Source organism: Paraburkholderia sp. BL25I1N1 (genome assembly GCF_003002025.1).
In the GTDB taxonomy this organism is placed as follows: Bacteria; Pseudomonadota; Gammaproteobacteria; order Burkholderiales; family Burkholderiaceae; genus Paraburkholderia.
Genome location: NZ_PVZB01000015.1, coordinates 204616 through 227383 on the forward strand (window position 1 = coordinate 204616; position 22768 = coordinate 227383).

At 63.6% G+C, this 22768-nt stretch carries 30 protein-coding genes and 2 tRNA genes; 13 read left to right on the plus strand and 19 right to left on the minus strand.

Translation table 11 applies throughout. The annotated features are described in order from the left end of the window. Positions 1-77: 77 nt before the first annotated feature. The 3 genes from B0G73_RS23275 to B0G73_RS23285 all read right to left on the minus strand — a co-directional run bounded on the left by B0G73_RS23275 (position 78) and on the right by B0G73_RS23285 (position 1608). A tRNA-His gene (locus tag B0G73_RS23275) sits at positions 78-153 on the minus strand. Between the two features lie 88 nt (positions 154-241). Next, positions 242-1243: a tRNA dihydrouridine(20/20a) synthase DusA gene (dusA, locus tag B0G73_RS23280; RefSeq protein WP_106283602.1), complete on the minus strand. Its 1002-nt coding sequence runs from the start codon at positions 1241-1243 to the stop codon at positions 242-244. 119 nt (positions 1244-1362) lie between these two features. After that, complete coding sequence (locus B0G73_RS23285) at positions 1363-1608, minus strand: hypothetical protein (protein WP_106283603.1); 246 nt, start codon at positions 1606-1608, stop codon at positions 1363-1365. A gap of 627 nt (positions 1609-2235) precedes the next feature. Here B0G73_RS23285 and B0G73_RS23295 point away from each other — a divergent pair. Further along, positions 2236-2502, plus strand: coding sequence for a hypothetical protein (locus B0G73_RS23295; protein ID WP_106283605.1), 267 nt, complete (start codon positions 2236-2238; stop codon positions 2500-2502). 143 nt (positions 2503-2645) lie between these two features. Here the strand turns inward: B0G73_RS23295 and B0G73_RS23300 are convergent, their stop codons facing one another. After that, the gene (locus B0G73_RS23300) at positions 2646-2918 is read right to left on the minus strand and encodes a DUF6566 family protein (RefSeq protein WP_106283606.1); all 273 of its coding nucleotides are present in this window, start codon (positions 2916-2918) and stop codon (positions 2646-2648) included. Between the two features lie 112 nt (positions 2919-3030). Continuing rightward, complete coding sequence (locus B0G73_RS23305; protein ID WP_041758893.1) at positions 3031-3228, minus strand: hypothetical protein; 198 nt, start codon at positions 3226-3228, stop codon at positions 3031-3033. Positions 3229-3380: 152 nt separating this feature from the next. Between B0G73_RS23305 and B0G73_RS23310 the strand changes: the two genes are divergently transcribed. Next, a complete protein-coding gene (locus B0G73_RS23310; RefSeq protein ID WP_106283607.1) occupies positions 3381-3674 on the plus strand; it encodes a hypothetical protein in 294 nt (97 codons plus the stop codon). 23 nt (positions 3675-3697) lie between these two features. Here B0G73_RS23310 and B0G73_RS23315 read toward each other — a convergent pair whose 3' ends face one another. From B0G73_RS23315 to ssuD, 4 genes are all read right to left on the minus strand, one after another. Next, positions 3698-3913, minus strand: coding sequence for a molybdopterin-binding protein (locus B0G73_RS23315; RefSeq protein WP_106283608.1), 216 nt, complete (start codon positions 3911-3913; stop codon positions 3698-3700). Between the two features lie 48 nt (positions 3914-3961). Further along, positions 3962-4963: an ATP-binding cassette domain-containing protein gene (locus B0G73_RS23320; protein WP_106283609.1), complete on the minus strand. Its 1002-nt coding sequence runs from the start codon at positions 4961-4963 to the stop codon at positions 3962-3964. Next, positions 4960-5802 carry an aliphatic sulfonate ABC transporter permease SsuC gene (gene ssuC / locus B0G73_RS23325; RefSeq protein ID WP_106283610.1) on the minus strand — a complete coding sequence of 281 codons (843 nt, stop codon included), beginning with the start codon at positions 5800-5802 and terminating at the stop codon, positions 4960-4962. Before ssuC ends, B0G73_RS23320 begins: the two co-directional genes overlap by 4 nt. A 67-nt stretch (positions 5803-5869) precedes the next feature. After that, positions 5870-7030, minus strand: a complete 1161-nt coding sequence (gene ssuD, locus B0G73_RS23330; RefSeq protein ID WP_106283611.1) for an FMNH2-dependent alkanesulfonate monooxygenase — start codon at positions 7028-7030, stop codon at positions 5870-5872. 504 nt (positions 7031-7534) lie between these two features. Here ssuD and B0G73_RS23340 point away from each other — a divergent pair. Further along, complete coding sequence (locus tag B0G73_RS23340; protein WP_106283613.1) at positions 7535-7960, plus strand: hypothetical protein; 426 nt, start codon at positions 7535-7537, stop codon at positions 7958-7960. 96 nt (positions 7961-8056) lie between these two features. Here the strand turns inward: B0G73_RS23340 and B0G73_RS23345 are convergent, their stop codons facing one another. Both B0G73_RS23345 and B0G73_RS23350 read right to left on the minus strand, forming a co-directional pair. Continuing rightward, a complete protein-coding gene (locus B0G73_RS23345; RefSeq protein WP_106283614.1) occupies positions 8057-9181 on the minus strand; it encodes an enoyl-CoA hydratase/isomerase family protein in 1125 nt (374 codons plus the stop codon). 46 nt (positions 9182-9227) lie between these two features. Then, positions 9228-10154, minus strand: coding sequence for a TetR/AcrR family transcriptional regulator (locus tag B0G73_RS23350; RefSeq protein ID WP_106283655.1), 927 nt, complete (start codon positions 10152-10154; stop codon positions 9228-9230). 135 nt (positions 10155-10289) lie between these two features. On the opposite strand from B0G73_RS23350, the gene B0G73_RS23355 reads away from it, so the two are divergent. Further along, positions 10290-11288, plus strand: coding sequence for an NAD-dependent epimerase/dehydratase family protein (locus B0G73_RS23355; RefSeq protein ID WP_106283656.1), 999 nt, complete (start codon positions 10290-10292; stop codon positions 11286-11288). Between the two features lie 217 nt (positions 11289-11505). Here B0G73_RS23355 and B0G73_RS23360 read toward each other — a convergent pair whose 3' ends face one another. Together B0G73_RS23360 and B0G73_RS23365 are read right to left on the minus strand one after the other, a co-directional pair. Beyond that, positions 11506-11790: a DUF1488 domain-containing protein gene (locus B0G73_RS23360; protein ID WP_106283657.1), complete on the minus strand. Its 285-nt coding sequence runs from the start codon at positions 11788-11790 to the stop codon at positions 11506-11508. Positions 11791-11966: 176 nt separating this feature from the next. Then, positions 11967-12245, minus strand: a complete 279-nt coding sequence (locus B0G73_RS23365; protein ID WP_106283615.1) for a hypothetical protein — start codon at positions 12243-12245, stop codon at positions 11967-11969. Between the two features lie 289 nt (positions 12246-12534). Here B0G73_RS23365 and B0G73_RS23370 point away from each other — a divergent pair, with 289 nt between their 5' ends. Both B0G73_RS23370 and B0G73_RS23375 read left to right on the plus strand, forming a co-directional pair. Then, entirely contained in the window at positions 12535-12726 is a 192-nt protein-coding gene (locus tag B0G73_RS23370; protein WP_106283616.1) for a hypothetical protein, read from the plus strand. A gap of 74 nt (positions 12727-12800) precedes the next feature. Next, positions 12801-13193, plus strand: coding sequence for a hypothetical protein (locus B0G73_RS23375; RefSeq protein WP_106283658.1), 393 nt, complete (start codon positions 12801-12803; stop codon positions 13191-13193). Positions 13194-13224: 31 nt separating this feature from the next. Here B0G73_RS23375 and B0G73_RS23380 read toward each other — a convergent pair whose 3' ends face one another. Then, positions 13225-13557 (minus strand): DMT family transporter, encoded by a 333-nt coding sequence (locus B0G73_RS23380; protein ID WP_374957030.1) that lies wholly within the window; start codon positions 13555-13557, stop codon positions 13225-13227. Between the two features lie 10 nt (positions 13558-13567). Next, positions 13568-14065, minus strand: coding sequence for a heme-degrading domain-containing protein (locus B0G73_RS23385; RefSeq protein WP_106283618.1), 498 nt, complete (start codon positions 14063-14065; stop codon positions 13568-13570). A 241-nt stretch (positions 14066-14306) separates the two neighbouring features. Between B0G73_RS23385 and B0G73_RS23390 the strand changes: the two genes are divergently transcribed. Further along, positions 14307-14383, plus strand: a tRNA-Met gene (locus tag B0G73_RS23390). Here B0G73_RS23390 and B0G73_RS40615 read toward each other — a convergent pair. Next, positions 14362-14526, minus strand: a complete 165-nt coding sequence (locus B0G73_RS40615) for a hypothetical protein (RefSeq protein WP_181196625.1) — start codon at positions 14524-14526, stop codon at positions 14362-14364. The two genes, B0G73_RS23390 and B0G73_RS40615, sit on opposite strands and share 22 nt — an antisense overlap. A 243-nt stretch (positions 14527-14769) precedes the next feature. Here B0G73_RS40615 and B0G73_RS23395 point away from each other — a divergent pair, with 243 nt between their 5' ends. The 6 genes from B0G73_RS23395 to B0G73_RS23420 all read left to right on the plus strand — a co-directional run bounded on the left by B0G73_RS23395 (position 14770) and on the right by B0G73_RS23420 (position 19952). Beyond that, positions 14770-15315 (plus strand): NUDIX hydrolase, encoded by a 546-nt coding sequence (locus tag B0G73_RS23395; RefSeq protein WP_106283619.1) that lies wholly within the window; start codon positions 14770-14772, stop codon positions 15313-15315. A gap of 9 nt (positions 15316-15324) precedes the next feature. Then, positions 15325-16062 carry a leucyl/phenylalanyl-tRNA--protein transferase gene (gene aat, locus B0G73_RS23400; RefSeq protein ID WP_106283620.1) on the plus strand — a complete coding sequence of 246 codons (738 nt, stop codon included), beginning with the start codon at positions 15325-15327 and terminating at the stop codon, positions 16060-16062. Between the two features lie 116 nt (positions 16063-16178). Further along, the gene (locus B0G73_RS23405; protein WP_106283621.1) at positions 16179-17000 is read left to right on the plus strand and encodes an arginyltransferase; all 822 of its coding nucleotides are present in this window, start codon (positions 16179-16181) and stop codon (positions 16998-17000) included. 83 nt (positions 17001-17083) lie between these two features. Beyond that, positions 17084-18145 carry a quinone-dependent dihydroorotate dehydrogenase gene (locus B0G73_RS23410; protein WP_181196626.1) on the plus strand — a complete coding sequence of 354 codons (1062 nt, stop codon included), beginning with the start codon at positions 17084-17086 and terminating at the stop codon, positions 18143-18145. A gap of 238 nt (positions 18146-18383) precedes the next feature. After that, the gene (locus B0G73_RS23415) at positions 18384-19178 is read left to right on the plus strand and encodes a cystine ABC transporter substrate-binding protein (protein ID WP_106283623.1); all 795 of its coding nucleotides are present in this window, start codon (positions 18384-18386) and stop codon (positions 19176-19178) included. Between the two features lie 114 nt (positions 19179-19292). Next, on the plus strand, positions 19293-19952 hold the full coding sequence (locus B0G73_RS23420; RefSeq protein WP_106283624.1) for an amino acid ABC transporter permease: 660 nt from the start codon (positions 19293-19295) through the stop codon (positions 19950-19952). A gap of 18 nt (positions 19953-19970) precedes the next feature. Here the strand turns inward: B0G73_RS23420 and lepB are convergent, their stop codons facing one another. The 3 genes from lepB to B0G73_RS23435 all read right to left on the minus strand — a co-directional run bounded on the left by lepB (position 19971) and on the right by B0G73_RS23435 (position 22660). Then, positions 19971-20669, minus strand: coding sequence for a signal peptidase I (gene lepB / locus B0G73_RS23425; RefSeq protein WP_106283625.1), 699 nt, complete (start codon positions 20667-20669; stop codon positions 19971-19973). 120 nt (positions 20670-20789) lie between these two features. Continuing rightward, complete coding sequence (locus B0G73_RS23430; RefSeq protein ID WP_106283659.1) at positions 20790-21788, minus strand: Gfo/Idh/MocA family protein; 999 nt, start codon at positions 21786-21788, stop codon at positions 20790-20792. 146 nt (positions 21789-21934) lie between these two features. Continuing rightward, the gene (locus tag B0G73_RS23435; protein ID WP_106283626.1) at positions 21935-22660 is read right to left on the minus strand and encodes a FadR/GntR family transcriptional regulator; all 726 of its coding nucleotides are present in this window, start codon (positions 22658-22660) and stop codon (positions 21935-21937) included. Positions 22661-22768: the final 108 nt, after the last annotated feature.

The following is a 22768-nucleotide window of genomic DNA, read 5'->3' on the forward strand; positions in this document are numbered from 1 at the left end:
AAAACAAAAAAGCCGTTCCGAATTTCACATTCTGGAACGGCTTGGATGCTTCAACTATTTGAATCTATTGAATTCTTTGGGGTGGCTGATGGGGCTCGAACCCACGACAACAGGAATCACAATCCTGGACTCTACCAACTGAGCTACAGCCACCATTGACATCTGCTTGACTTGCCGTAAAACCTGGCTCGTCGATGAAGAAACGAGATTATACGAACAAGAATCTCGTTTGCCTAGTCCTTTATTCAAAAATTTCGATCGGCTCGCGCAGATGCTGTCTTGCCTCATCGAAGATGGTCAGATCGCGCGCGGCGAGACGCTTGCTATCCGACAACACGCGACGCCAGCCACGCGCGCCCGCTTCCCCACGATAGAGCCCGAGCGCATGGCGCGTGATGGCGCCGAGATACGTGCCGCGCGCCATCTCAGCGGCGCAATACTCGATCAACTTCGCTTCGACCTGCTCGCGCGTGAGTGGTGTTTGCGTCGACCCATAGAAGCGTGCATCGACATCGGCTAGCACGTACGGATTGTGATAAGCCTCGCGCCCGAGCATCACACCGTCCACGTGTTGAAGATGCGTCTCGACTTCGTCGAGCGTCTTGATGCCGCCGTTGATGATGATCTCCAGATGCGGAAAATCGCGCTTCAACTGATACGCGTACTCGTATTTGAGCGGCGGAATCTCGCGATTTTCCTTCGGGCTCAAGCCCTTGAGAATCGCGTTGCGAGCGTGCACGATGAACACGTTGCAACCGGCGTCCGCAATCGTGCCGACGAAATCGCGCACGAATCCATACTCTTCCACGGCATCCACGCCGATGCGGTGCTTCACGGTGACCGGCACCGACACCGCATCGCGCATGGCCTTCACGCAATCGGCAACGAGCTGCGGCTCGTTCATCAGGCACGCACCGAATGCGCCGCGCTGCACGCGTTCGGACGGGCAACCGCAGTTCAGATTGATTTCGTCGTAGCCCCATTGCTCGCCCAGCTTCGCCGAACGCGCGAGGTCGTCGGGCTCGCTGCCGCCGAGTTGCAGAGCGACCGGCGCTTCTTCGGGCGTGAAGGCAAGATGGCGCGGCACATCGCCGTGCAAGAGCGCGCCGGTCGTCACCATTTCCGTGTAAAGCCACGTATGGCGAGAGATCACGCGATGCAGGGAACGGCAATGACGATCGGTCCAGTCCATCATCGGTGCGACCGATACACGGCGCGGGCTGGGAGTGTGCGGTGAAGACATGGGGCGGCCAGACGGCTTGATTCAAAACACCGATTTTACCGCAAGGCGCAAATTCGCCGGCGCGGGGGCGCGATACTCGTCGCCCACGCTTCAGTTGCTTTAACACCAACCGCCGAGCTTCAGCGAGTCGCCCCCGAAACGTTGGTTCCGCCCTCGTCCGTTTTAGCCTTCAGCAAGCCGGTATTCAGCATGGCGGAAAGCACGTCCTCAATACGCGCGTCTTCGAGCAGGCGTCGGCCGGCGCGCAGGCGTCGCGCGTTAGTCAAATCGATGGCGCGCTGCAGATCGGAAGTCTCGGCGGCGATATACACCGCCATCCCATAGCCGTATCGATCGGCGAGCCTGGAGTCGAAGAAGTATTTCATGCTCCCGTTTTCGGCAGCCGCGCCGAAAACTTTACAGCGGATTCACGAAAGCACCTGAAACGGTTGCCCCTCGCAAGACGGTCAGGTCATTAATGCTGCCCGGCGTTCAGTAGCAGCCATACCTGCTGTCGAGGTTCACCGGCAACGACACGCGCGAACGCCGCTCGACAACGCACGCACGTGTAATGCTCCTCCGCGCGCCCGTCTTTCACCGCCCCACGACTGTTTAGCGTCAGGTTGTCATGCGGGCGATGCGCGGAAGGCAAGCCATAGAGCTCGAAGCAGTCCGCGCACGGCTGAATCCACAGGTCCATCGAGGTGTTCTCCAAGGCGACGAATCCAAACGAAATTCGATCCGCGCCATGCTATCCAAGGCCATTAACCCCCACCGCTACCCGGGTCTTTGACGTCCCAAACCGCTTGGCCCGTGGGGTCGAACCACTGCGGACGCTTGCTCCGCCTGCCTCTAGCTGATTATTTCAAATCCAAGAACAGTACTTTCAGATTATCGATACAAATTTTCGATAGTAGGGGTATACACTGCCTTCCATCGACGTTGCAGACACACCTCACTGCCCCCTGCGACGCCTTCCTGAATTGAAGTCGAAACATTATCGGAGTCACACCATGAAGACCAAGCTCATCGCCGCCCTGCTGGTTGCTGTTTCTGCCTCGATCGCCGCTCCCGCTTTTGCTAGCGGCTACGGCCCGGCGCCGTCGTATCGTCCGTCGGTCGGCGCACCGGCTTCGCAACAAGGCCAGAACGCACAAACCGTGGCAGCTGAACGTGCCAACGCTGAATCGAATGCCTACGGCGGCGTGAACAACGTGTCGTCGCAATCGGGTGCCAAAGAGCCGGTTTCGGGCCCGCAATCGGTTTTCTTCGGCCACTAAGCAGTTGCCGTTGAACCGGCTGCCTCACGAGGGCAACCGGTAAACTGGGCGCCGCGCATGCAGTATGGATGCCGGCGCCCAGTTGCGTTTGCATCATTGCACCCGCATCGGGACAGCCGGCTTGATCGGACGCGCGCGCACTTTCACCCAAGTGCGGAAGGCATGTGCGGCGCGGCGTCGAGGCCGCCCGTGTCGATCACTTCGCGCGCCGCGCGGAAGCCCGCCTCGGCCGCGGCATGCTCGGTGCACCATAAGGTGTCGATATGCACGAGCCGCCAGTCGACCACCACAGCCTCACCCCGCAACACCCGAAAATGCGCTTTGACGCCCGTCAGCACCTGTTCGACGGCGACCTCGATGTCGTAGTCCTGATAGCGCTCCTGGTAGTCCCCCATGTCGAGACCCTTCGGCTCCATCTTCGCCTCCATAGTGGCGCCGCCAATGCGACGGCCAGACTTGTCCGGCGAGCACGCTCGACGGCTCGCGGATCGATCCGGCCCGAACGTCAGGCCGCCCTCGCGCTGACGATTAATCGCAATCGCCCGAAAGATATTGCCGGCCATTGCAGGTGATCTCGACGTCGCCGCCGCTCGCCTCGGCGACCAGGCCGCCGGCCAGCAATTCGGCTGTCACGGACTGCGCCAGCTTCGGCGCATCCTGTCCGACACCGACGTCGTTCAGACGCCGCAAGGCTTCCACCGCTTCGGGACTCAATGACTTTGACATGGCCGTCTCCGTCTGCATGCTCAATTCATCCTAGCAAGTTTCGGGGACGTATGCAGGGGCGCGTCGCGGCACGCGAAATGCGTGGAAAACATGATTCCACCGGCGCGCGGCGGCGCCGAAACCGTAAGGCGATATCGCCCGGGAGGACGGATATGAAGCGAAGCAGATGGGCGGTATTGGCAATGGGCGTCGCGCTGGCGACAGGCCTCGGCATAAGCGGCACCGTGACGCCATTCGCACAGACGGCGAAACCGGCACAAACGCAGCAAAAGCCGGCGCAGACAGCGCCGCAAAACGACAACTCGTCGATGGCCAAGCCGCCCGAGGCCGCTTCCGGCTCAGGCGGCTCGAGCAATCCGGACAACATGCCGATCAAGCGCCCGAGCAAGCCGACCAACGACAAAATGACGCACGAGCCGCCCGCCAGCGGCGCGAACGCGAAATAACGCGAGGCTGAATTGCGCGAACCTCAGAAGCGCGCGATCGACACCTCCGTCGACTTCACCAGCGCGATCACCTCCGAGCCGACCGCAAGCTCGAGTTCGTCGATGGAGCGCGTGGTGATCACCGAAGTGACGATACCGAACGGCGTATCCACATCGACTTCGGACACGACCGGTCCGCGGATGATTTCCTTGACCTTGCCTTTGAACTGATTGCGTACGTTGATTGCGGAAATGCCCATATCGATTGACTCCAGAAAAGCGATTTAGAAACAGTCAGTCAAGCAATGTCAGACGGCCCAACGGACCTCTGTCGGCCGCCTGAGACGGCCTTCGTCACGTGCGTCGTACGCGTGATGGGACAGCGCGTCGTCATTCGGCGCCGTCTTCAGCACGCGTTGCAACACATGTTCTTCGAGCGCGGCGAAACCGGCCGACGCGCGCGCCCGCGGACGCGTGAGCGGCACCGGCTGATCGAGCGCGATGCGCCCTTCTTCGATCAGCAAAATCCGGTCGCCGAGCGCCACGGCTTCGTGCACGTCGTGCGTGACCAGCAGCGCGGTGAATTGATGCTCGCGCCACAGGCGCTCGATCAGTGCGTGCATTTCGATGCGCGTCAACGCGTCGAGCGCGCCGAGCGGTTCGTCGAGCAACAGCAATTGCGGCCGATGCACGAGCGCCCGCGCCAGCGCCACCCGCTGACGCTGACCGCCGGAAAGCTGCGCGGGCCAATCGTTGGCGCGCTCCAGCAAGCCGACTTCGGCGAGCACGGCACGCGCGTCCTCACGCGCGCCGCGGCCGAGGCCGAGCATCACGTTTTGCAGCACGCTCTTCCAGGGCAGCAGGCGCGCATCCTGGAACATGATGCGAGTGTCGATTGACCCGCCGTCTTCGGTGCGCTTTTCGAGTACACCCGAGCTGGTCTTTTCCAATCCAGCGACGAGGCGCAGCAAGGTCGATTTCCCGCAGCCGCTGCGGCCGACGATCGCCACGAAACTGCCGCGCTCGATCGACAGATTGAAGTCGGACAGCACCTGACGCTCGCCGTAGCTTTTGCCCACGCCACGCAACTCCACCGAATAATCCGCGGCACGGCGTGCGCCGTTGCGCGACAGCGCGCCGGTCGATAGTCCCGCGTCGACACGCGGTCGATGATGATGCACCGCATCGGCATATTCGAGAGCAGCCGCTTCGTGCGCGTCGTGATCGACGTTACGAGCGTGTGCCAACTCGGCTTCGAGATCGCTGCCGGCAATCCCGCCGAACGACGCGGACAAGATCGTGGCGCTCATGATTTCGCTCCTCTTTGATAAGCCGGATGCCAGCGCAGCGAGACGCGTTCGAGGCTTTTTGCCAGCACGTCGGCGAGTTTGCCGAGCGCCGCGTAGAGCAGAATGCCGACCACCACCACATCGGTTTGCAGGAATTCGCGGGCGTTCATGGTCATGTAGCCAATGCCCGATTGCGCGGAAATGGTTTCGGCGACGATCAGCGTGACCCACATCAGCCCGAACGCGAAACGCACGCCGACGAGAATCGACGGCAACGCGCCCGGCAGCACCACGTGCCGGTACAGCGCGAAACCCTTCACGCCATAACTGCGCGCCATCTCGATCAGATTGGCATCTACCGAGCGGATGCCGTGAAAGGTGTTCACGTAGATCGGGAAAAACACGCCCAGCGCGACGAGAAACACCTTCGCCTCCTCCTCGATGCCGAACCACAGAATCACGAGCGGAATCATCGCCAGCGCCGGGATGTTGCGGATCATCTGCACGGTCGAGTCGAGCGCGATCTCGGCGGGCTTGAACAAGCCGGTCGCGAGTCCGAGCACGAGGCCGATGCCGCCGCCGATCGCAAAACCCGACACCGCGCGCCACGTGCTGACCTTCACGTCCGCCCACATTTCGCCGGACTGGATCAGGGACCACGCGGCCTTGACGACCGCGAGCGGTTCAGGGAGCACACGCGTCGACAGCACGCCGCTTCTCGCGGCGAATTCCCACGCCAGCAGAATCGCGAGCGGCGCGAGCCACGGCGCGAAATGCGCGCCGATCCGGCGCCACGTGTGCAAAGCCGCGCCGGCCTCGGCGCCTTCGTGCCGCGCGGCGCTCACAGTGGATTCAGCCATGTTTCCCGTTCCTCATTGCTTATCGATGACCGAGCGTGCCCGGTGCGGCACGCACCAGATTCGAGATTCAGCTCGAACTGGCCGCCTTCGGCAGATAGTTGTTGCCGACGATCTCGCCGAACGGCCCCGACAGCGGTCCATTCGACACCTTGTTGCGACGATTCGGCAGCAACGGAAACACGAGTTCGGCAAAGCGATACGACTCTTCCAGATGCGGATAGCCCGACAGAATGAAGGTGTCGATGCCGAGTTCGGCGTACTCCTTCATGCGCGCCGCCACCTGCTCCGGATTGCCGACCAGCGCCGTGCCCGCCCCTCCGCGCACGAGGCCCACGCCCGCCCACAGATTCGGATAGACCTCCAGTTCCGCGCGGCCGCCACGCTTGCCGCCGTGCAGCGCGGCCATGCGGCGCTGGCCTTCGGAGTCCATCTTCGAGAACGAGGCCTGGGCACGCGAGATGGTCTCGTCGTCGAGCTTGCTGATCAGCTTGTCGGCGGCGGCCCACGCTTCTTCTTCGGTCTCGCGCACGATCACATGCAGACGGATCCCGAACTTGATCTGGCGGCCATGCGCCGCGGCGCGCGCGCGAATGTCGGCGATCTTCTTCGCCACGGCTTCGGGCGGCTCACCCCACGTCAGATAGGTATCGATATGCTCGCCCGCCATCTCGTGCGCGGCCGGCGACGAACCGCCGAACCACAGCGGCGGATGCGGGTTCTGCACGGGCGGATACAACGCCTTGCCGCCCTTCGAGCTCAGATGCTTGCCCTCGAAATCGATCGCGTCGTTGGTATGCGCGGCGCTCAGCAGCTTGCGCCAGATGTGCAGGAATTCGTCGGTGATTTCATAGCGCGTGTCGTGGTCGACGAACACGCCATCGCCTTCCAGCTCCGCGGCATCGCCGCCGGTCACGACATTGATCAGCAGACGCCCGTTCGACAGCCGGTCGAAGGTCGCCGCCATGCGCGCGGCCAGACCCGGCGACGAGATGCCCGGGCGGATCGCCACCAGAAACTTCAGGCGTTTGGTCGCGGCGATCAGGCTCGACGCGACGACCCATGCGTCCTCGCACGAGCGGCCCGTCGGCAGCAGCACGCCCTCGTAGCCGAGCGTATCGGCGGCGACGGCGATCTGCTGGAAATAGTCGTAATCGGCTGCGCGTGCGCCTTGGGACGTACCGAGATAGCGGCTGTCGCCGTGAGTCGGAATGAACCAGAACACATTCATTTGCTGCTCCTGCATGGACGAAACTGGATTGAATGAAGACGATGCGTCGAGCGTTCGCGCACACGCCGGCCGCGCGCATCCCTCCGGCACACAGCCGGACGGTGCGGCGCAAAGAGACGGAAAAATGCGGTGTCGTTGCGCGCTAGCGGCGACAACGGACCGGCCGGCGCGCGTGCGCCATGCGGCGGATGAAGATCGGCATCAGGCAGGACATCGCGACGGCTTCCCTCGACCAAACGTGCGCGTCATGCGCTCGATTAAACGGCGACAGCGGCAAACGCCGTCTGCATGGAGAAACAGTCTATGGATCGGGCTGCGGCTTTTGAACGATTTTTTTTAGCTTAGGTTTTCCACTTTCGTGATTAGCCCGACGCTAAAGCATACGGATGTTGCGCGGTGTGTACGCTGGAAAAGGGGTACGTCTAGATATAATGGCGCACGTTTTCCGAATAATCCGGTACAGGCCATGCGAACCACGCCGCCTGTATCCTGGCGGTGCAATGCATGCAAAAACTCATCCTGCCGTTCGTCGCCGGTTTTCTGGCTTCCCTGTTCTTCCACGAATCGACGCTGGCGCTGCTGCACGCAGCCGGGATGATCGAGCCGACCGGCTTTTCGACTGCGCCGTTTTTACCGCTCGGCTTGCCTGAGTTCATTGCCAACGCGATCTGGAGCGCGTTCTGGGCCGTGCTGATGGCGTGGCTGTTGCGCGTCGCGCCGCATCGGCGTGCGCCGTGGGTGCCGGCTTTCGTGTTCGGCGGCATTGTGTTGACGGCGGCGAGCGTGTTCGTAATCGACCCGCTGCGCGGAATCTGGCCGAGCGGCAACATGCTGCCGCGCCTCTCCGTGGGGTTCGCTGCGAATGCGATGTGGGGCTGGGGCGCGCTCGTGTTTATGCGCGCCTTCATGGCGAGCGAAGACGAGGAATAAACGGCTTGGGCGGTTTGGCCGCTGGCCGTTGGCAAACGGCGCTATGCCGCGCGTTACGCGCGTCATAGCTTCCCGCCTGGCTTCAATTCTTCGGGTTTAACCGCGCAAATCCCGCAGCGGATGCTCGTTCGCCGGCCACGGGCTGTCGAACATCTTCTCGACGTCGGCGGCAATCACATCCTCGATGCGCGCGAAGCGCCAGCGCGGGGCGTTGTCCTTGTCGATGATGCGCGCGCGAATGCCTTCGATCGTGTCGCCGTGCAGAAAGCTCGAGCGCGTCAGATCGAGGTCGCCACGTAGCACGTCGGCCATCGAACCCTCGGCGCGCGTCACCACTTCCAGCGATACCGCCATCGACAGCGGCGAGCGTTCGCGCAAGACCGCAATCATCTGTTCGGCCCAATCGGCGGCTTCGCGCTCGCTTTGGAGCGAGGCAAGAATCCGCGCGACGTCGGGCAAGGCGAAGTGACGGTCGATCAACGCCCGCCCGTTCGCCAGCGACGACGCCTCCGGCTGCGGCACGACCTGATGCGCGAGCGCCGCGCGTTCGATGCACGCCACGACGTCCGCGCCCCGCTCGAAACGCTCGCTGCGCAAGGTGTCGACCAGTGCGGGCAAGGCCGCGTCGTCGATGTACGCGTCGGCGAGACCCGCGTAAAGCGCGTCGGCCGCGCCGATCGTTTCGCCGGTCACTGCCAGGTAGCGGCCAATCGCGCCGGGCGTGCGGGCGAGAAACCAACCCGCGCCGACGTCCGGAAACAGGCCGATACGGGTTTCCGGCATCGCCATCTTCGTCGAATTCGTGACGACTCGCAGACCGCCGGTGCGATGCGCGCCCTGCGAAATGCCCATGCCGCCGCCCATCACGACGCCGTTCATCAACGCGATATACGGTTTCGGAAAGGTGAAGATGGCGTGATTGAGCCGGTATTCCTCGATGAAAAACGTGTCGCGCGCATCCTGTTCGCCGCGCTGCGCCGACTCATACAGAAAGCGGATGTCACCGCCCGCGCAGAACGCGCGCGGGTGCCGGCTGCGCACCACGACGGCGAGCACGTCCGGATCTTCGCGCCACTGATCGAGCGCCGCGTGCATCGAGCGAATCATGCCGGTCGACAGCGCATTGAGCGCCTTCGGCCTGTCCAGTTCGATGAAACCGATACGGTTGGCTACGAAAGTCGCGACTTCGTCGCTGACGGCGGGCGAGGCGGAAATGGACATGGCGAGCTAAGCGCAACCGCGCAAATTGAGGTGGGATTGAACGTTATCACGCAGTTGTGCTTTTGCGCCTCGCGGCCGGCGCGGCGACATCGCTCGCTGCGGCTTTGGCCGGTTTTTTAGCTGAAGGCTGCGCGGCGCGATCGTTGTCCGAATGCGCTGGCGACCCGGTACGCGTTTCAGGGGATTTTTTCCTGCGTGCGCCAGCGGTGACCGCGGCGCCCGGCGCCTGCATTGCGTGCGACGCGCCCAACCAGGCGTCGAGCGCGATGCCCACCACCGTGTCGAGCGGCGCGGTCGGGAACACGGGACACGTCAGATTCAGCGCGACGATGCCGTGCAAGTTCGCCCAGAACGCCTCGGCCCACACCGCCACGTCCATCGACGCCGACAGACGCCCCGCCGCTTTGAGTTCTTCGAGCGCGGAAATCATGATGTGCAACGCGGCCTCGCCGGGATCGTCCCCGGTAGCGGCCGTGTCGCCGTTCGCTTCGTCAGCCGCCGTCGCTGCGGGATCCGCGCTCTGCACCGCGGCGCTCGCCGCCGCACCACCTAACGCCGCGCCGGCATTGGCCGAATCCGCCACCGCCTTACCCTTCGCCGCGCCGCCCAGCGCCGCGCCGGTGTAGCTCGGATCTTCCATGAAGATCAGCCGGTACGTTTCCGGATGCGCGACACCGAACGCCACGTAGGCCCGGCCGAGCGCCTTGAGCCGCTCGACCGGATCCGCGATGCCCGCGAGCGGCACGAATGTCTGCAGCAGTTGCGCATAGCCTTCCGCGCACAACGCTTGCGCGATCTCGTCGCGGCTTGCGAAATGCAGGTACAGCGTGGCCGGCGAATATTCGATGGCGTCGGCGATTTTGCGCATGGACAGCGCGGCAAAACCTTCGCGCATCACGATGCGCCGCGCGGCATCGAGGATGCGTTCGCGCAGTGCCTGTTTCTGGCGGTTTTTTCGTTCAGCGATTCCCATGACGAACATTCTCGGGTTGACAAACTGAAAAGTCAAATTAAACTGAACACTGTTCACTGAACGATGTTCATTAAATTTCAGATCATCAGTCACAATCCATGCGGACGCGATGCGGCGCCGCTTCAAGGAGTCGTCATGCAAGTCACGGGCAAGGTGGGTTTATTCGGCGCCGCGGGCGCGGCCGGTCAGATCATCGCGGCGGCGCTCAGCGCGGCGGGCCGCGATTACCGGGTGGTCGGCCGCTCGCGCGCGCCGCTCGAGGCCGCGTTCGGCCACGATCCGCACGCGGAAATCGTCACGTGGAATCCGGACGACCCCGCTTCGATCCGCGCGGCGTCGCAGGATCTGCAGACGGTGATCTATCTGGTCGGCGTGCCCTACGATCAGTTCGCCGCGCATCCGCCGCTCATGGAGAGAACGCTGGCGGGCGTGACGGCGGCGGGCGTCGAACGCTTCATTCTGATCGGCACGGTGTATCCGTACGGCCGCGCGCGCGGCAATCCGATCCGCGAAAATCATCCGCGCGAGCCGCACACGTTCAAGGGCCAAATGCGGCTCGCGCAGGAAAATCTGGTGCTGGCGGCACATGGACGCGACGGTCTCTCGACGCTCGTGCTGCGCCTGCCCGACTTCTACGGCCCGAAGATCGAGCGCAGTCTGCTGAACGGCGTGTTCGAAGCGGCGGCGACCGGCAAGCGCGCGCAGGTGATCGGCCCGGTGGATGTGCCGCATGAATTCATCTATCTGCCGGATATCGGGCCGGTGATCGAAAAGCTCACGCGCACGCCCGAGGCGTATGGGCGCTGGTGGCACCTCGCCGGCGCGGGCATCATCACGCAGCGCGAAGTGGCGCGGCAGGCTTATGCGCTAGCCGGCCGCCAACCGAAGCTGATGGTCGCCGGCAAGACCCTGCTGCGCGTGCTCGGCCTGTTCAACCCGTTGATGCGGGAGCTGGTGGAAATGAATTACCTGATGACCGAACCGCTCGTGCTCGACGACTCGGCGTTGACCGAACTGATCGGCCCGATCGCCAGAACGTCTTACGAAGAAGGCATTCGCCACGCATTCGATGCCGCGCGCGAGGCGGCATCGGCAAATGCGGGAGCAAACGGAAGCGCCGCGAGCGCGGCTTGAACGAGAGCGCGAAGGTCGTCGGGATTGCGCGCGTGGCGTTTGCGAGTTGTGCGATGTTGTGCAGCCTCGGGCGCATCGGGTCGGCGCATGCGAACTCGCTGTGGCTCGCACGGCCCGCTCTGTGGCGGATTGCTCACCGCCGTAGCGCGTCTGACCCGCCAATCCGCTGCCGTTGCGACGGAGTCCGCATGGCCGCACGCTCGCTCGGGCAGCGCGACTACCCCGCCACGTTGCCTGGCGGAAAGTGGCCACTCTTCAGCAACACAGGCGTGCCGTTGCTGATCTGCAAGTGCTCGCGCGCGACCGCTTCGATGCGCGGACGTCCGGCGTCGAAAGCGCGCATCCAGCCTTCCAGGTCCTCGGAGTAGGCGCCGAAGTGATCTTCGAGCGCTTCGACCGAGATCGCGCACGGCACTCGTTCGCCGTTCACCAGCGCGGGAAAGACTACGGTCAGATTCGAGTCGCGGTAGGCAGGCGCGTCCGCGGGAAACCGAATTTCCATGGCTGCCTCATCAGAAAGATCCGACGGGAAACCGGCGCAGGCAAAAACCGGCCGGCCCCGGAGAACGTCGTTATGGTACTCGCGCGGCCGGACCGAGGTCCAGCCTGCCGCAGCGCTTTCATCAGCGGTTTTGCCGACAGGCCCGGCGACGCTTTTCTTCACCTTGCGCACCGCCATCAAGCGCTTCCCAGCAGGCGGTCGATGTAATCACGCGCCGCCTGCTCGACGAAGACGAGCGCCTCCTCTTCGCTGCCGAAGCGCTGGCCGTCGCCGAGTTCGAGCAAGGTTTCCATGCGGTGAGGATCGTCCGGACCGTGTTCAGCCAGACTCACCGAGCCGACGTAAGTCCCGCTCGCGTTGCTTGCGGTCGCGGCCGGCGCGTCGGCCGCCGGCACGAGGCGCGCGGTGGCGCTGATGTAATAACCGCGGTAAGGGCCGCTGACCCGTTCAGCCATATTCGTTCTCCTCGTTGCAAATCATGGGTGGGCGCCGCGTCGAACCGCGTGCGATATGTCTGCCCGTGCGTCGACCTGCATATTGCCGGCTGCGTCCGTGCGTGCCAGAGCAGCACGCGCGTCTGCGCGCGGCCAACCAGTATGTAAGGCGCGTCGCGAGCCGATTAGTTCTGCAGCGCGACCCGGCGATGCAGCCGACCGCACTTGTTCGGCCCGCTCCGGTCGAACCGGATCATCGGCACGGTCCGTGCTGCCACGACGACGCCTTTTCGAGTTCAGTGAGCGCAATATGGGAAAATATTTTCTGCAAAGCCACGAATTGCCCGAACCGGATGCGGCGAACACTTGGTTTGCGTACGCCGAGAGCCATGGCATCGACATTCCAAAAGCCATCAGCATCTGGGAAGACGCGGCCACCAAAGAAGGCGAGCAAAGCCGCCGGATGGTCAGCGCGGCGGGCATTACGATCGAAACACCCTGAGCTTGTTCCGAGCGTCGACAGGCGTTCTCGATCCACGTGGCGACCCGAATATCAATCTGAAAGGAAACATCACGATGCATTTCATGACGCAACTGCGCCGCGCCGGCCGCTTCAACCGCCTTCGAACCGGCGCAGCGCCGGCTTTCGTTCGCCGCAGCCCGCTCACGGCCGCCCTTTCCGCCGCCGTGCTGCTCGGCGCGGCGAGCCTTGCCGCCTGCGCATCGTCGAACACCACCTCGCTGATCAACCTGCCGAACGGCCAGACCGGCTTCGCCGTGAATTGCAGCGGCGCCGACGCCGCTTCCAGCTGGGCTTCGTGCTACGTGCAGGCCGGCAAGGCCTGCGGCGCGACGGGCTACGACATCGTCTCCAAAGACAATGACGAAGGCGGCACGGCGGGCGGCAGCGTCACGAACGTTGTCTCGGCCAACGTGAAAAATCGCTCGATGATCGTGCGCTGCAAATGAACGCCTGCAGCGCCGGTGTCGATGCAACGGCTCAGTGCGCCTGCATCTTCGAAAACATGTTCAGCACGGCAACGCCGGCAACGATCAGCCCGAGGCCGATGACGGCCGGCACGTCGGGCACCTGCCGGTACAGCAGCACCGCGACCAGCGTGATCAGCACAATGCCGGCGCCGGACCACACCGCGTAGACGATGCCGACCGGAATGCTCTTCAGCGTGAGCGACAGACAATAGAACGCCACGCCATAGCCGACCATGACCACGGCTGAAGGCAGGAACCGCGAGAAGCCCTCCGACGCCCGCATCGCGGAGGTCGCGATCACTTCGGCCACGATGGCAATGCCGAGCAAAGCATAAGGAGGCAGCCGCATCGGCTCAGGCCTTTGCTAGCGCGAGCTTGCTGTAGTCGTGGCCGAGATGCGCGCACAGCGCTTCCACCACCAGCTCGTGATCGGCGCGCTGCGGCAGACCCGACACGGTGATCGAACCGATCACGCCCGCGTGCGCCACCGTCAACGGAAACGCGCCGCCATGCGACGCATATTCCGTGGCAGCCAAAGCGTGCTTGTCCGCGAGCGTGCCGCCGGCCTGCTGCAACTTCAGGCCGATCGCGTACGAACTGCGGCGAAAATGCGCGACCGTGTTGCTCTTGCGGCGCACCCAATCGATATTGTCCGGCGTCGCGCCGTCGAGCAAGCTGAAGAACAGCGGCTGACCGAAGGTGCGCACGTCGATCGCGACGGGGATACCGCGCGCCTTGGCGACCTCGTGCAGATAGGCGCCGACTTGCCACGCGCGGTCGGCGTCGAATTGTGGGAACACCAGCGTGTGTTCCTGAGCGGCAATCACCTGCAGGTCGTGAGCGATATCCATGGAGTTCAGAGCGTGGTAAGAGGTGGAGCGCGCGCTGCCGTGCGGCCAAGGCGGCGTCGCGGGAGGAATCTGAATTCTAGCGCAGCGCCTTACGGGCGCCTTCCGGCATGCGACGCAAGCCATGCGCGCAGCGACTTAGGCAATTACGCACGCGCCGACGCATGTTTCGTGGATTGAAGCCGGTTCTTAAATAGGTATTGCAACCCTACTGGCTTTGTTCTATAATCTTTTCTTCGACGGACGCGGGGTGGAGCAGTCTGGCAGCTCGTCGGGCTCATAACCCGAAGGTCGTAGGTTCAAATCCTACCCCCGCAACCAAGTTCATCAAGTTGGTTGGAGACGTCGAAAACAACATTCAAGGCTTGCCAAACCGGCAGGCCTTTTTTGTTTTCCCCAAACGGTTTGACAAGTTTTACACCGCGTAGCGCACCACCCGGGTTGTATTGCTGTTCTTTCAGCATCCATCCCAGCATCGGCTTGCAACACGGATCATTCGTCCGCGACACCATGCGCGCCCACGGATCGGCCCTCACGCGCGAGATGCTCGGGATTCCGAACCAAACAGTTGGGCCGTGCGCGATTGGCGCGCTCGTTCCTCCGCACCGGCCTCGTCGCCCACCCAATCCCGCTCGCCGTGATTTTGCGACCTGAGAAAAACTTCGCCCCGGTGATAAACTCCTGTCACCCTTTCTCGTCCCCTTCCTATGAAATTCTGTTCTGTCTGCGGCCAGGGTGTCAGCCTGAGCATTCCGCCCGGCGACAACCGCGAGCGCTTCGTATGCGGCAGTTGCGGCACGGTGCATTATCAGAATCCGCGCAACGTGGTCGGCACCGTTCCGGTGTGGGACGACAAGGTGCTGCTGTGCCGTCGCGCGATCGAGCCGCGCTACGGCTACTGGACGCTGCCCGCGGGCTTCATGGAAATGGGTGAAACGACCGCCGAAGCGGCATCGCGCGAAACGCTGGAAGAAGCCGGCGCGCGCGTCGAAGTGCAAAACCTCTTCTCGCTACTGAACGTGCCGCACGTGCATCAGGTTCATCTGTTCTACATGGCGCGCCTGCTCGATCTCGACATTGCCGCCGGCGAAGAAAGCCTCGAAGTGAAACTCTTCGAAGAACATGAAATCCCTTGGGACGAGATTGCCTTTCCCACCGTCGGCCAGACCCTGCGTTTCTTTTTCGCCGACCGCGCCGCCGGCAGCTTCGGCCTGCACACGGGCGACATCTTCCGCTCGCTGCGCGAAGGTTGAGCGGCGCGCATGGTTCCCTGGCTCGGCCCTGACGACCCGTTTCCGCCCGTCGAACGCGCGCTCGGCGCGACCAGCGGCGCGCCGGGCCTGCTCGCCGCCAGCGGCGACCTGCTGCCGTCACGGCTGATCGACGCCTATCGGCGCGGCATCTTTCCCTGGTATTCGGACGGCCAGCCGGTGTTGTGGTGGAGTCCCGACCCGCGCATGATCCTGCGCCCCGCCGAATTCAAGGTCGCGCCGTCGCTGCGCAAAACGCTCCGGCGCGTGCTGCGCGATGATGCGTGGGAAATCCGCGTCGACCATGATTTCGCCGCCGTGATGCGCGCCTGCGCGCAGGCGCCGCGACGCGGACAGCGCGGCACCTGGATCACCGCGGATGTGGTCGAAGCGTACTCGTCGCTGCATCGTGTGGGCGATGCGCACAGCATCGAAACCTGGTTCGAAGGCAAGCGCGTGGGAGGTTTGTACGGCGTGTCGTTCGGCAAAATGTTCTTCGGCGAATCCATGTTCGCGGAGGTCACGGATGCGTCGAAAATGGCGCTGGCCGCGCTTGTCGGACACTTGCGCCGTCACGAAATAGAAATGATAGACTGCCAGCAGAACACGTCGCATCTGGCGTCGCTAGGCGGTCGCGAGATAGCGCGCAAGGCGTTCATCGCGCATGTTCGCGCGTCGGTCGCGGCGCCGCCGATTCCCTGGCGCTTCGACAAGACCGCGTTGCTCGAGGTCGTCGCGCCAGCGTCGTAGGAAGAATCAGGCCGAATCCGGATCCCTCGCCCACCGAACCACGGGTCGTGAGCCGCGGGTCGTCGACCGCAGGGCGCCGGGTTTGCATTACCAGAGACGCTTCGAGAGCTGCCAACGTGACTCATCCCAACGAGCTGCCTCTTTCCCCGCTTTCGGCGCTGCAATTTTATGCGACAGCGCCCTATCCCTGCAGTTACCTGGACGGCCGCATCGCGCGTTCGCAAGTCGCCACTCCCAGTCACCTGATCAACTCCGACGTCTACACCGACCTCGTCAAGGCCGGCTTCCGGCGCTCCGGCGTGTTCACGTACCGGCCGTATTGCGACGGCTGTCGCGCCTGCGTGCCGGTGCGCGTGCCGGTGGACCAGTTCGAGCCGAACCGCACGCAGCGCCGCGTCTGGAAGAAGCACGGCGAATTGGTCGCCACCGTCGCGCCGCTCCATTACGACGAAGAGCACTACGCGCTCTACATGCGCTATCAGTCGGCGCGGCATGCGGGCGGCGGCATGGATCGCGACAGCCGCGACCAATACGAACAGTTCCTGTTGCAGAGCCGGATCAACTCGCGGCTGGTCGAATTCCGCGAGCCGCTGCCGGACCGGCCGGATGCGCCGGGCATTCTGCGCATGATCAGCATGATCGATATCCTCGGTGACGGACTCTCTTCGGTCTACACGTTTTTTGAACCGGGGCTGCCGAACACGAGTTTCGGCACCTACAACATCTATTGGCAGATCGAGCAGGCGCGTAGTCTCAAGCTACCCTACGTGTATCTCGGCTACTGGATTCGCGAGAGTCCGAAGATGGCGTACAAGGCGAATTTCCGGCCGCTCGAAGGTTTGATCGACGGCGCCTGGCGCGTGCTCGATCCCACCGGCGTGGATCTGCCGCCGGTCGATCTCGCGATTCACGGCAAGCGCCCGCCACTCAAGCCGTAGCCTCGACACGGCAAGCAGGCAATCCGCTCGGGCCGCCGCCTAATCCCGCCAGTCGGTCTCATTAAAAGCGCAAAGCCGGTAAAATGGCGGGTTCCCATTTTCCGGCCGCCCGGCTTCGTCCCGTGTTCAGTTCCCTCTACCCGCTTGTACGCGCCCAACTCTTTCGCATGGACGCGGAAGACGCTCACCATCTCACCTTGCGCATGCTCGGCGCGGCCGGCCGCACCGGTCTCGCCGGCGCCCTCGCGCCGCGCGTGCCGGATGCGCCGCGCACCGTGATGGGGCTGACGTTTCGCAACCCGGTGGGACTCGCCGCGGGCCTCGACAAGGACGGCGCCTGCATCGACGGCCTCGCCGCGCTCGGCTTCGGCTTTATCGAAGTGGGTACGGTGACGCCGCGCGCGCAACCGGGCAATCCGCGCCCGCGCATGTTCCGTCTGCCGCAGGCGAATGCCGTGATCAACCGGATGGGCTTCAACAACGCGGGCGTCGACCAGTTCGTGAAGAACGTGCAGGCGGCGCGCTATCGCGGCATTCTCGGCCTGAACATCGGCAAGAACGCCGACACGCCGATCGAACGCGCCGCCGAAGACTACCTGTACTGTCTTGAACGCGTCTATCCGTTCGCCAGCTACGTGACGGTGAACATCTCATCGCCGAACACGAAGAATCTGCGCCAGCTGCAAGGCGCGGGCGAACTCGACGCGCTGCTCGCGGCGCTCAAGGAGAAGCAGCAGCGTCTCGCCGACATGCACGGCAAGCTCGTGCCGCTCGCGCTGAAAATCGCGCCGGACCTCGACGACGAACAGATCAAGTCGATCGCCGACACGCTGTTGCGCCACCAGTTCGAAGGCGTGATCGCCACCAACACCACGCTCTCGCGCACGGCCGTCGCCGGTATGCAATACGGCGACGAAGCCGGCGGCCTGTCGGGCAAGCCGGTGTTCGACGCGTCGAATGAAGTGATCCGCAAGCTGCGCGCGGAAGTCGGCGAAGCGGTGCCGATCATCGGCGTCGGCGGGATTTTTTCCGGTGACGACGCGCGTGCCAAGCTCGCAGCCGGCGCGTCGCTGGTGCAGCTCTATACCGGGTTTATCTACCGCGGACCGGCGCTCGTCGCCGAATGCGCGCAAGCGCTGCGTTGAACCCAGTTCCGCAGAACGCCGCGCCAGCGCCCGCCCTAGGGCGCCGCGCGGTGCGGCGCGGCACCCTCGATGTGCTCCGTCCTACGTGCATGTCCGCGCCCCGCGCCCCGTGCCCCGTGCCCCGCGCCCCGCGCCCCACGCCCGGAATATAGACATAAACAAACGATATTTAGATTTCGATAGTCTGCTTTGCTATGCTTTCGTCTGCTAAAACGCCGAACGAACAAAAAGGAACTCGATGAAATTTGGCTTGGTTAAAAAGATTCTCGTCGCCGGTCTGATCGGCGCGTCGTTCACCGCAGTCGCCGCCCATGCCGACGACCTCCTCGATCAGATCAAGCAGCGCGGCACACTGCGCATCGGTCTGGAAGGCACCTTCCCGCCGTTCAATTCGAAAGCGCCGTCGGGCGAGCTGGTCGGCTACGACGTCGACATCGCGAAGGCTGTCGCGGCCAAGCTCGGCGTGAAGCCGGAATTTGTGACGACGGAATGGAGCGGCATCATCGCCGGTCTGCAGGCGAACAAGTTCGACGTGATCGTCAACCAGGTCGGCATCACCGACGCACGCAAGCAGGCGCTCGACTTCTCGCCGGCCTACACGTATTCGGCCGCGCAACTGATCCAGCGTAAGGACGACACGCGCCAGTTCAAGTCGCTCGACGACCTGAAGGGCAAGAAGCTCGGCGTCGGTCTGGGCACGAACTACATGGACATGGCGAAGTCGGTGCCGGGCATCGACGTGAAGACGTACCCGGGCGCGCCCGAATATCTGCGCGATCTGGCCGCCGGCCGTCTCGACGCGGCGCTCAACGACCGCCTGATGCTCGCCTACCTGATGAAGAACTCGCAACTGCCGCTGCGCACGGGCGCGAATGTCGGCGCGGGCAATCCTTCCGGCATTCCGTTCAAAAAGGGCAACCCGAAGTTCGCCAAGGCGATCGACGACGCAATGACCCAGCTCGAAGCTGACGGCACGTTTGCGAAGATCTCGGACAAGTGGTTCGGCATCGACGTCAGCAAGCCGATCAAGTAATGCGCGCTGACTGAAAGCAAGGGCGGCATCGTCGACGATGCCGCCCTTCGCGCTTCTACAGCAACGTTTATGATGCGCGCTTTTTGCGCGCCTAACCCGTCCACCGCTCAGCTCATGTCCACCACTTCCCTGCTCGTTGAATCGCTGCCTGTGCTCGCGCAGGGCGCCGTCCTGACGGTCAAGTTCGCGGTTCTGTCGATGATCTTCGGCCTGATCGCCGGCGCCGTGCTGGCGTTGATGGGCGTCAGCCACAACCGCGTGCTGAACTGGATCGCGCGCATTTACGTGAGTGTGATGCGCGGCACGCCGCTGCTGGTGCAGATCTTCGTGATCTATTACGGCTTGCCGAGTTTCGGCATATCGCTCGATCCGACGCCGGCCGGCGTGATCGCGTTGTCCGCCAACGTGGCGGCGTATCTGTCGGAGAGCATGCGCGGCGCGATCCTGGGGATTCAGAACGGTCAATGGCTCGCTGCCTACAGTCTCGGACTCTCGCGACGCCAGACATTGCGCTACGTGATCGCGCCGCAAGCGTTGCGCATTGCCGTGCCGAGTCTGTCGAACAGTCTCATCAGCCTGATCAAGGACACCTCGCTGGTGTCGGTGATTACCGTCACGGAACTGCTGCGCAGCGCGCAGGAGATCATCGCGTCGACCTATCAGCCGCTGCCGTTGTATCTGGCCGCGGCCGCCGTTTATTGGGTGTTGTGTCAGGTGCTCGAGAGCGTGCAACGCTGGTACGAACGGCGCCTTGCGCTGCCGTCGCGCCACTGAGCACCCGGCGCTTCTGATTTAGCGGCTGGCGACAGAAGACGCCGGATCCAGCGGCGCGCCAAAGCGCTCGAAGCGCGGCGTGTAGTAGTGGTCCGGGTCGAGCGAAAACGCGACGCGGCGCGTACGGCCCATCAATTCCTTGCGCGGAAAGAAGCCGAAGTAACGCGAATCGGCGCTGTCGTCGCGATTGTCGCCGAGCATCAGATACTCGCCGGGCGGCACGACCACGGGCCCGAACGAATCACGCGGGCTCGGCGCCTGCGGCGCGAGCCGCACGGAATGCGTGACGCCGTCGAAGCGTTCGGTTAGGTAATCGCCGGGCGATGCGGCGTCGCCAGGCAGCGGCTTGAGCTTGAGCGGCTGGTAATCGGCGCGCACGCCGTTCACGTACAGCACGTTCTCGCGCATCGCCACGCTGTCGCCGGGCAAGCCGATCAGACGCTTGACGATCAACTCGCGCGCCGCCGATGAATCGATCGTCACGATATCGCCACGCTGCGGATCGTGCAGATGCGCGATCGCGATATGCGTGAGCGGCACGCGCAAATCGTAGGCCATCTTGTCGACGAAGATCCGGTCGCCCTCGCGGATCGTCGGCAGCATCGAGCCACTCGGCACGACGTTCCAGTCGGCAACGGCGCTGCGAAACAACACCATCAGGAAGAGAAACGCGACGACGCTCTTGTTGTCTTGCCACAGTTTTCCGAGCATGCGCATGGCAGGCGGCTCCATTGGAAGGAATTCGAAAGCGGCGGACACGTGGAGCGTTTTTTCTCTCCGCATGCCCGCGCGAATCCTACCACCGCTGCCGCGCGCAATGCGGCAACGCCGGCGACGCTACTCTCCGGCGAACTTCAAACCGAGCGCCGCGCGCGCCGCGTCGGCCATCGCGATCATGTGCAGCGACTTGTCGTGCGGCATCACCGGACTTTCCATCTGCCCCGCCCTGATCAGTTCGCAGAAGTGCGCGGTCTCGTAGTTCAGGCCGCCGCCTTCGAACGGCTCGTCGAGTTCGACCACGCGTCCATCGGTATAACGGATCGTCGCGCGCGACGGATTCCACCACGGTTCGTGAATCGTGACGTGGCCCCCTTTGGCCATCAGCAGCGCGTCGCCCTTGCCATGCAGATCGAGCCCGCAAAACAACTGGGCGATGCCGCCCTCGTGCTGACTGTTCAGGCTCGCGAACGTATCGACGCCGGTTGCGCCGAGCCGCCCCAGCGTCTGCACCTCAAGCGGCGCGCCCAGCCAGTCGACGGCGAGAAACATCTCGTAGATGCCGATGTCGAGCAGCGCGCCGCCCGCGTGCTCGAACGACAGCGACGGGTGATCGTCCGGCACGCCCGGCACCGAGCAGCCGGCCCGCACCAGACCGACCGCGCCGATCGGTTCGGCATCTAGATGCGCGCGCAACTTTCTGTAGAGCGGATAAAAGGGCGGCTTCATGGCTTCCATGAATAGCCGTTGCGCGGCGCGCGCGGCATCGAGCACGCGTTCGAGCTGCGGCTGATTGATGGTGGCGGGTTTTTCGCACAGCACGTGCAGGCCGGCTTGCAGCGCGGCGATCGCGTAGTCGGCGTGACTGTCCTGAACGGTGGCGATATAGAGCGCGTGGATACCGCTGGCGAGCAGCGCGTCGAAACTCGCGCACACCTCGCCGCCGAATTCCCCGGCGAATGTGATGGCCGGTTCCGCGCGGCGTGACCACAGCGCGGTCAGTTGCGCGTGCGGCACATGAGCGAGACCTTGTGCGAAGCGACGGGCAATCCGGCCCGTCCCGACGATTCCCCAGCGGATCGTGCCGTCCGAGGGGATTTCCTGCGTTGCGATTGTCATCGTTCCTTCGAGTCCATGCAGTTCAGAACAGGCGCTATTGTCGCGCATGCCGCACGCTATCGCGTGGGCGTGAACGCGCGCCTCTCGTATCGCACAGTCTCACAAGGAAAAATTAAAGACCCAGCGTGCCGCTGCAGCGACGACGCTCAACTGTGTGCCGGCGGTTCCGGGGAAAACTGGCCGCTGATTTCTTCGGTGGTGTAGTCGATCATTGCAAGCGAGGCGAGTTCCGCTTCCTTCGGATCGCGCCGTTCGATCGCTTCGACCACACGCTGATGGGTTTTCACCGCCTTTTCCCATAGGCCGTCCCCGTCCCTTTCGGTCACGATGGGATTGACAGTGGATAGCGCGCCGCGAATGATCGCCGCCATCTGCTTGAAGAACTGATTGCCGCTCGCGACCACGATGCGGGTATGGAACAGTTCGTCCGCCTCCTGATAGCCCGGCTCGCTCGGCCGGATCGCGCGGAATGCTTCGAACGCCTCGCGGATCGCGGCAATATCCGCCGCGCTGCCGCGCGCGGCCGCCTGCGCCGAGGCGCGCGGTTCGATCAGGATACGAAACTCGATCACGTCGCGCAAAAACAGCGGATCGGGTTTCGCGCGAAAACGCCAGTTCACGACGTCTTCGTCGATCATGCGCCAATCGCTCATCGAGCGGATGCGCGTGCCGATTTTCGGCCGCACGTCCAGCATGTCGCGCGCGAGCAGCATCGACAGCGCCTCGCGCATGACGGTGCGGCTGACGTCGAACTCCTTCGACAGCACATCCTGCGGTGGCAGTATGGCGCCGTATTTCTCTTCGACGATGCCCGTGACCAGTCCGTCCATGACTTTGCTCACGAGCGATCGATCTTTGTTTGCCTGTTCCATGAAACTCTCCCCGAAGCGGTGTTTGCCCCCGCGTAGCCTGTTGATCGTGCGGCCCTTATGTCTCGTTTTATTGACGTCACTTAGTTCTTCTACGATACGTTGCTAGCT

Coding starts and splice junctions, on each gene's coding strand:
- dusA (WP_106283602.1), bottom strand. CDS start 1,243: ATGTCTTCACCGCACACTCCCAGCCCGCGCCGTGTATCGGTCGCACCG.
- B0G73_RS23285 (WP_106283603.1), bottom strand. CDS start 1,608: ATGAAATACTTCTTCGACTCCAGGCTCGCCGATCGATACGGCTATGGG.
- B0G73_RS23295 (WP_106283605.1), top strand. CDS start 2,236: ATGAAGACCAAGCTCATCGCCGCCCTGCTGGTTGCTGTTTCTGCCTCG.
- B0G73_RS23300 (WP_106283606.1), bottom strand. CDS start 2,918: ATGGAGCCGAAGGGTCTCGACATGGGGGACTACCAGGAGCGCTATCAG.
- B0G73_RS23305 (WP_041758893.1), bottom strand. CDS start 3,228: ATGTCAAAGTCATTGAGTCCCGAAGCGGTGGAAGCCTTGCGGCGTCTG.
- B0G73_RS23310 (WP_106283607.1), top strand. CDS start 3,381: ATGAAGCGAAGCAGATGGGCGGTATTGGCAATGGGCGTCGCGCTGGCG.
- B0G73_RS23315 (WP_106283608.1), bottom strand. CDS start 3,913: ATGGGCATTTCCGCAATCAACGTACGCAATCAGTTCAAAGGCAAGGTC.
- B0G73_RS23320 (WP_106283609.1), bottom strand. CDS start 4,963: ATGAGCGCCACGATCTTGTCCGCGTCGTTCGGCGGGATTGCCGGCAGC.
- ssuC (WP_106283610.1), bottom strand. CDS start 5,802: ATGGCTGAATCCACTGTGAGCGCCGCGCGGCACGAAGGCGCCGAGGCC.
- ssuD (WP_106283611.1), bottom strand. CDS start 7,030: ATGAATGTGTTCTGGTTCATTCCGACTCACGGCGACAGCCGCTATCTC.
- B0G73_RS23340 (WP_106283613.1), top strand. CDS start 7,535: ATGCAAAAACTCATCCTGCCGTTCGTCGCCGGTTTTCTGGCTTCCCTG.
- B0G73_RS23345 (WP_106283614.1), bottom strand. CDS start 9,181: ATGTCCATTTCCGCCTCGCCCGCCGTCAGCGACGAAGTCGCGACTTTC.
- B0G73_RS23350 (WP_106283655.1), bottom strand. CDS start 10,154: ATGGGAATCGCTGAACGAAAAAACCGCCAGAAACAGGCACTGCGCGAA.
- B0G73_RS23355 (WP_106283656.1), top strand. CDS start 10,290: ATGCAAGTCACGGGCAAGGTGGGTTTATTCGGCGCCGCGGGCGCGGCC.
- B0G73_RS23360 (WP_106283657.1), bottom strand. CDS start 11,790: ATGGAAATTCGGTTTCCCGCGGACGCGCCTGCCTACCGCGACTCGAAT.
- B0G73_RS23365 (WP_106283615.1), bottom strand. CDS start 12,245: ATGGCTGAACGGGTCAGCGGCCCTTACCGCGGTTATTACATCAGCGCC.
- B0G73_RS23370 (WP_106283616.1), top strand. CDS start 12,535: ATGGGAAAATATTTTCTGCAAAGCCACGAATTGCCCGAACCGGATGCG.
- B0G73_RS23375 (WP_106283658.1), top strand. CDS start 12,801: ATGCATTTCATGACGCAACTGCGCCGCGCCGGCCGCTTCAACCGCCTT.
- B0G73_RS23385 (WP_106283618.1), bottom strand. CDS start 14,065: ATGGATATCGCTCACGACCTGCAGGTGATTGCCGCTCAGGAACACACG.
- B0G73_RS40615 (WP_181196625.1), bottom strand. CDS start 14,526: ATGCTGAAAGAACAGCAATACAACCCGGGTGGTGCGCTACGCGGTGTA.
- B0G73_RS23395 (WP_106283619.1), top strand. CDS start 14,770: ATGAAATTCTGTTCTGTCTGCGGCCAGGGTGTCAGCCTGAGCATTCCG.
- aat (WP_106283620.1), top strand. CDS start 15,325: ATGGTTCCCTGGCTCGGCCCTGACGACCCGTTTCCGCCCGTCGAACGC.
- B0G73_RS23410 (WP_181196626.1), top strand. CDS start 17,084: ATGGCGGGTTCCCATTTTCCGGCCGCCCGGCTTCGTCCCGTGTTCAGT.
- B0G73_RS23415 (WP_106283623.1), top strand. CDS start 18,384: ATGAAATTTGGCTTGGTTAAAAAGATTCTCGTCGCCGGTCTGATCGGC.
- B0G73_RS23420 (WP_106283624.1), top strand. CDS start 19,293: ATGTCCACCACTTCCCTGCTCGTTGAATCGCTGCCTGTGCTCGCGCAG.
- lepB (WP_106283625.1), bottom strand. CDS start 20,669: ATGCGCATGCTCGGAAAACTGTGGCAAGACAACAAGAGCGTCGTCGCG.
- B0G73_RS23430 (WP_106283659.1), bottom strand. CDS start 21,788: ATGACAATCGCAACGCAGGAAATCCCCTCGGACGGCACGATCCGCTGG.
- B0G73_RS23435 (WP_106283626.1), bottom strand. CDS start 22,660: ATGGAACAGGCAAACAAAGATCGATCGCTCGTGAGCAAAGTCATGGAC.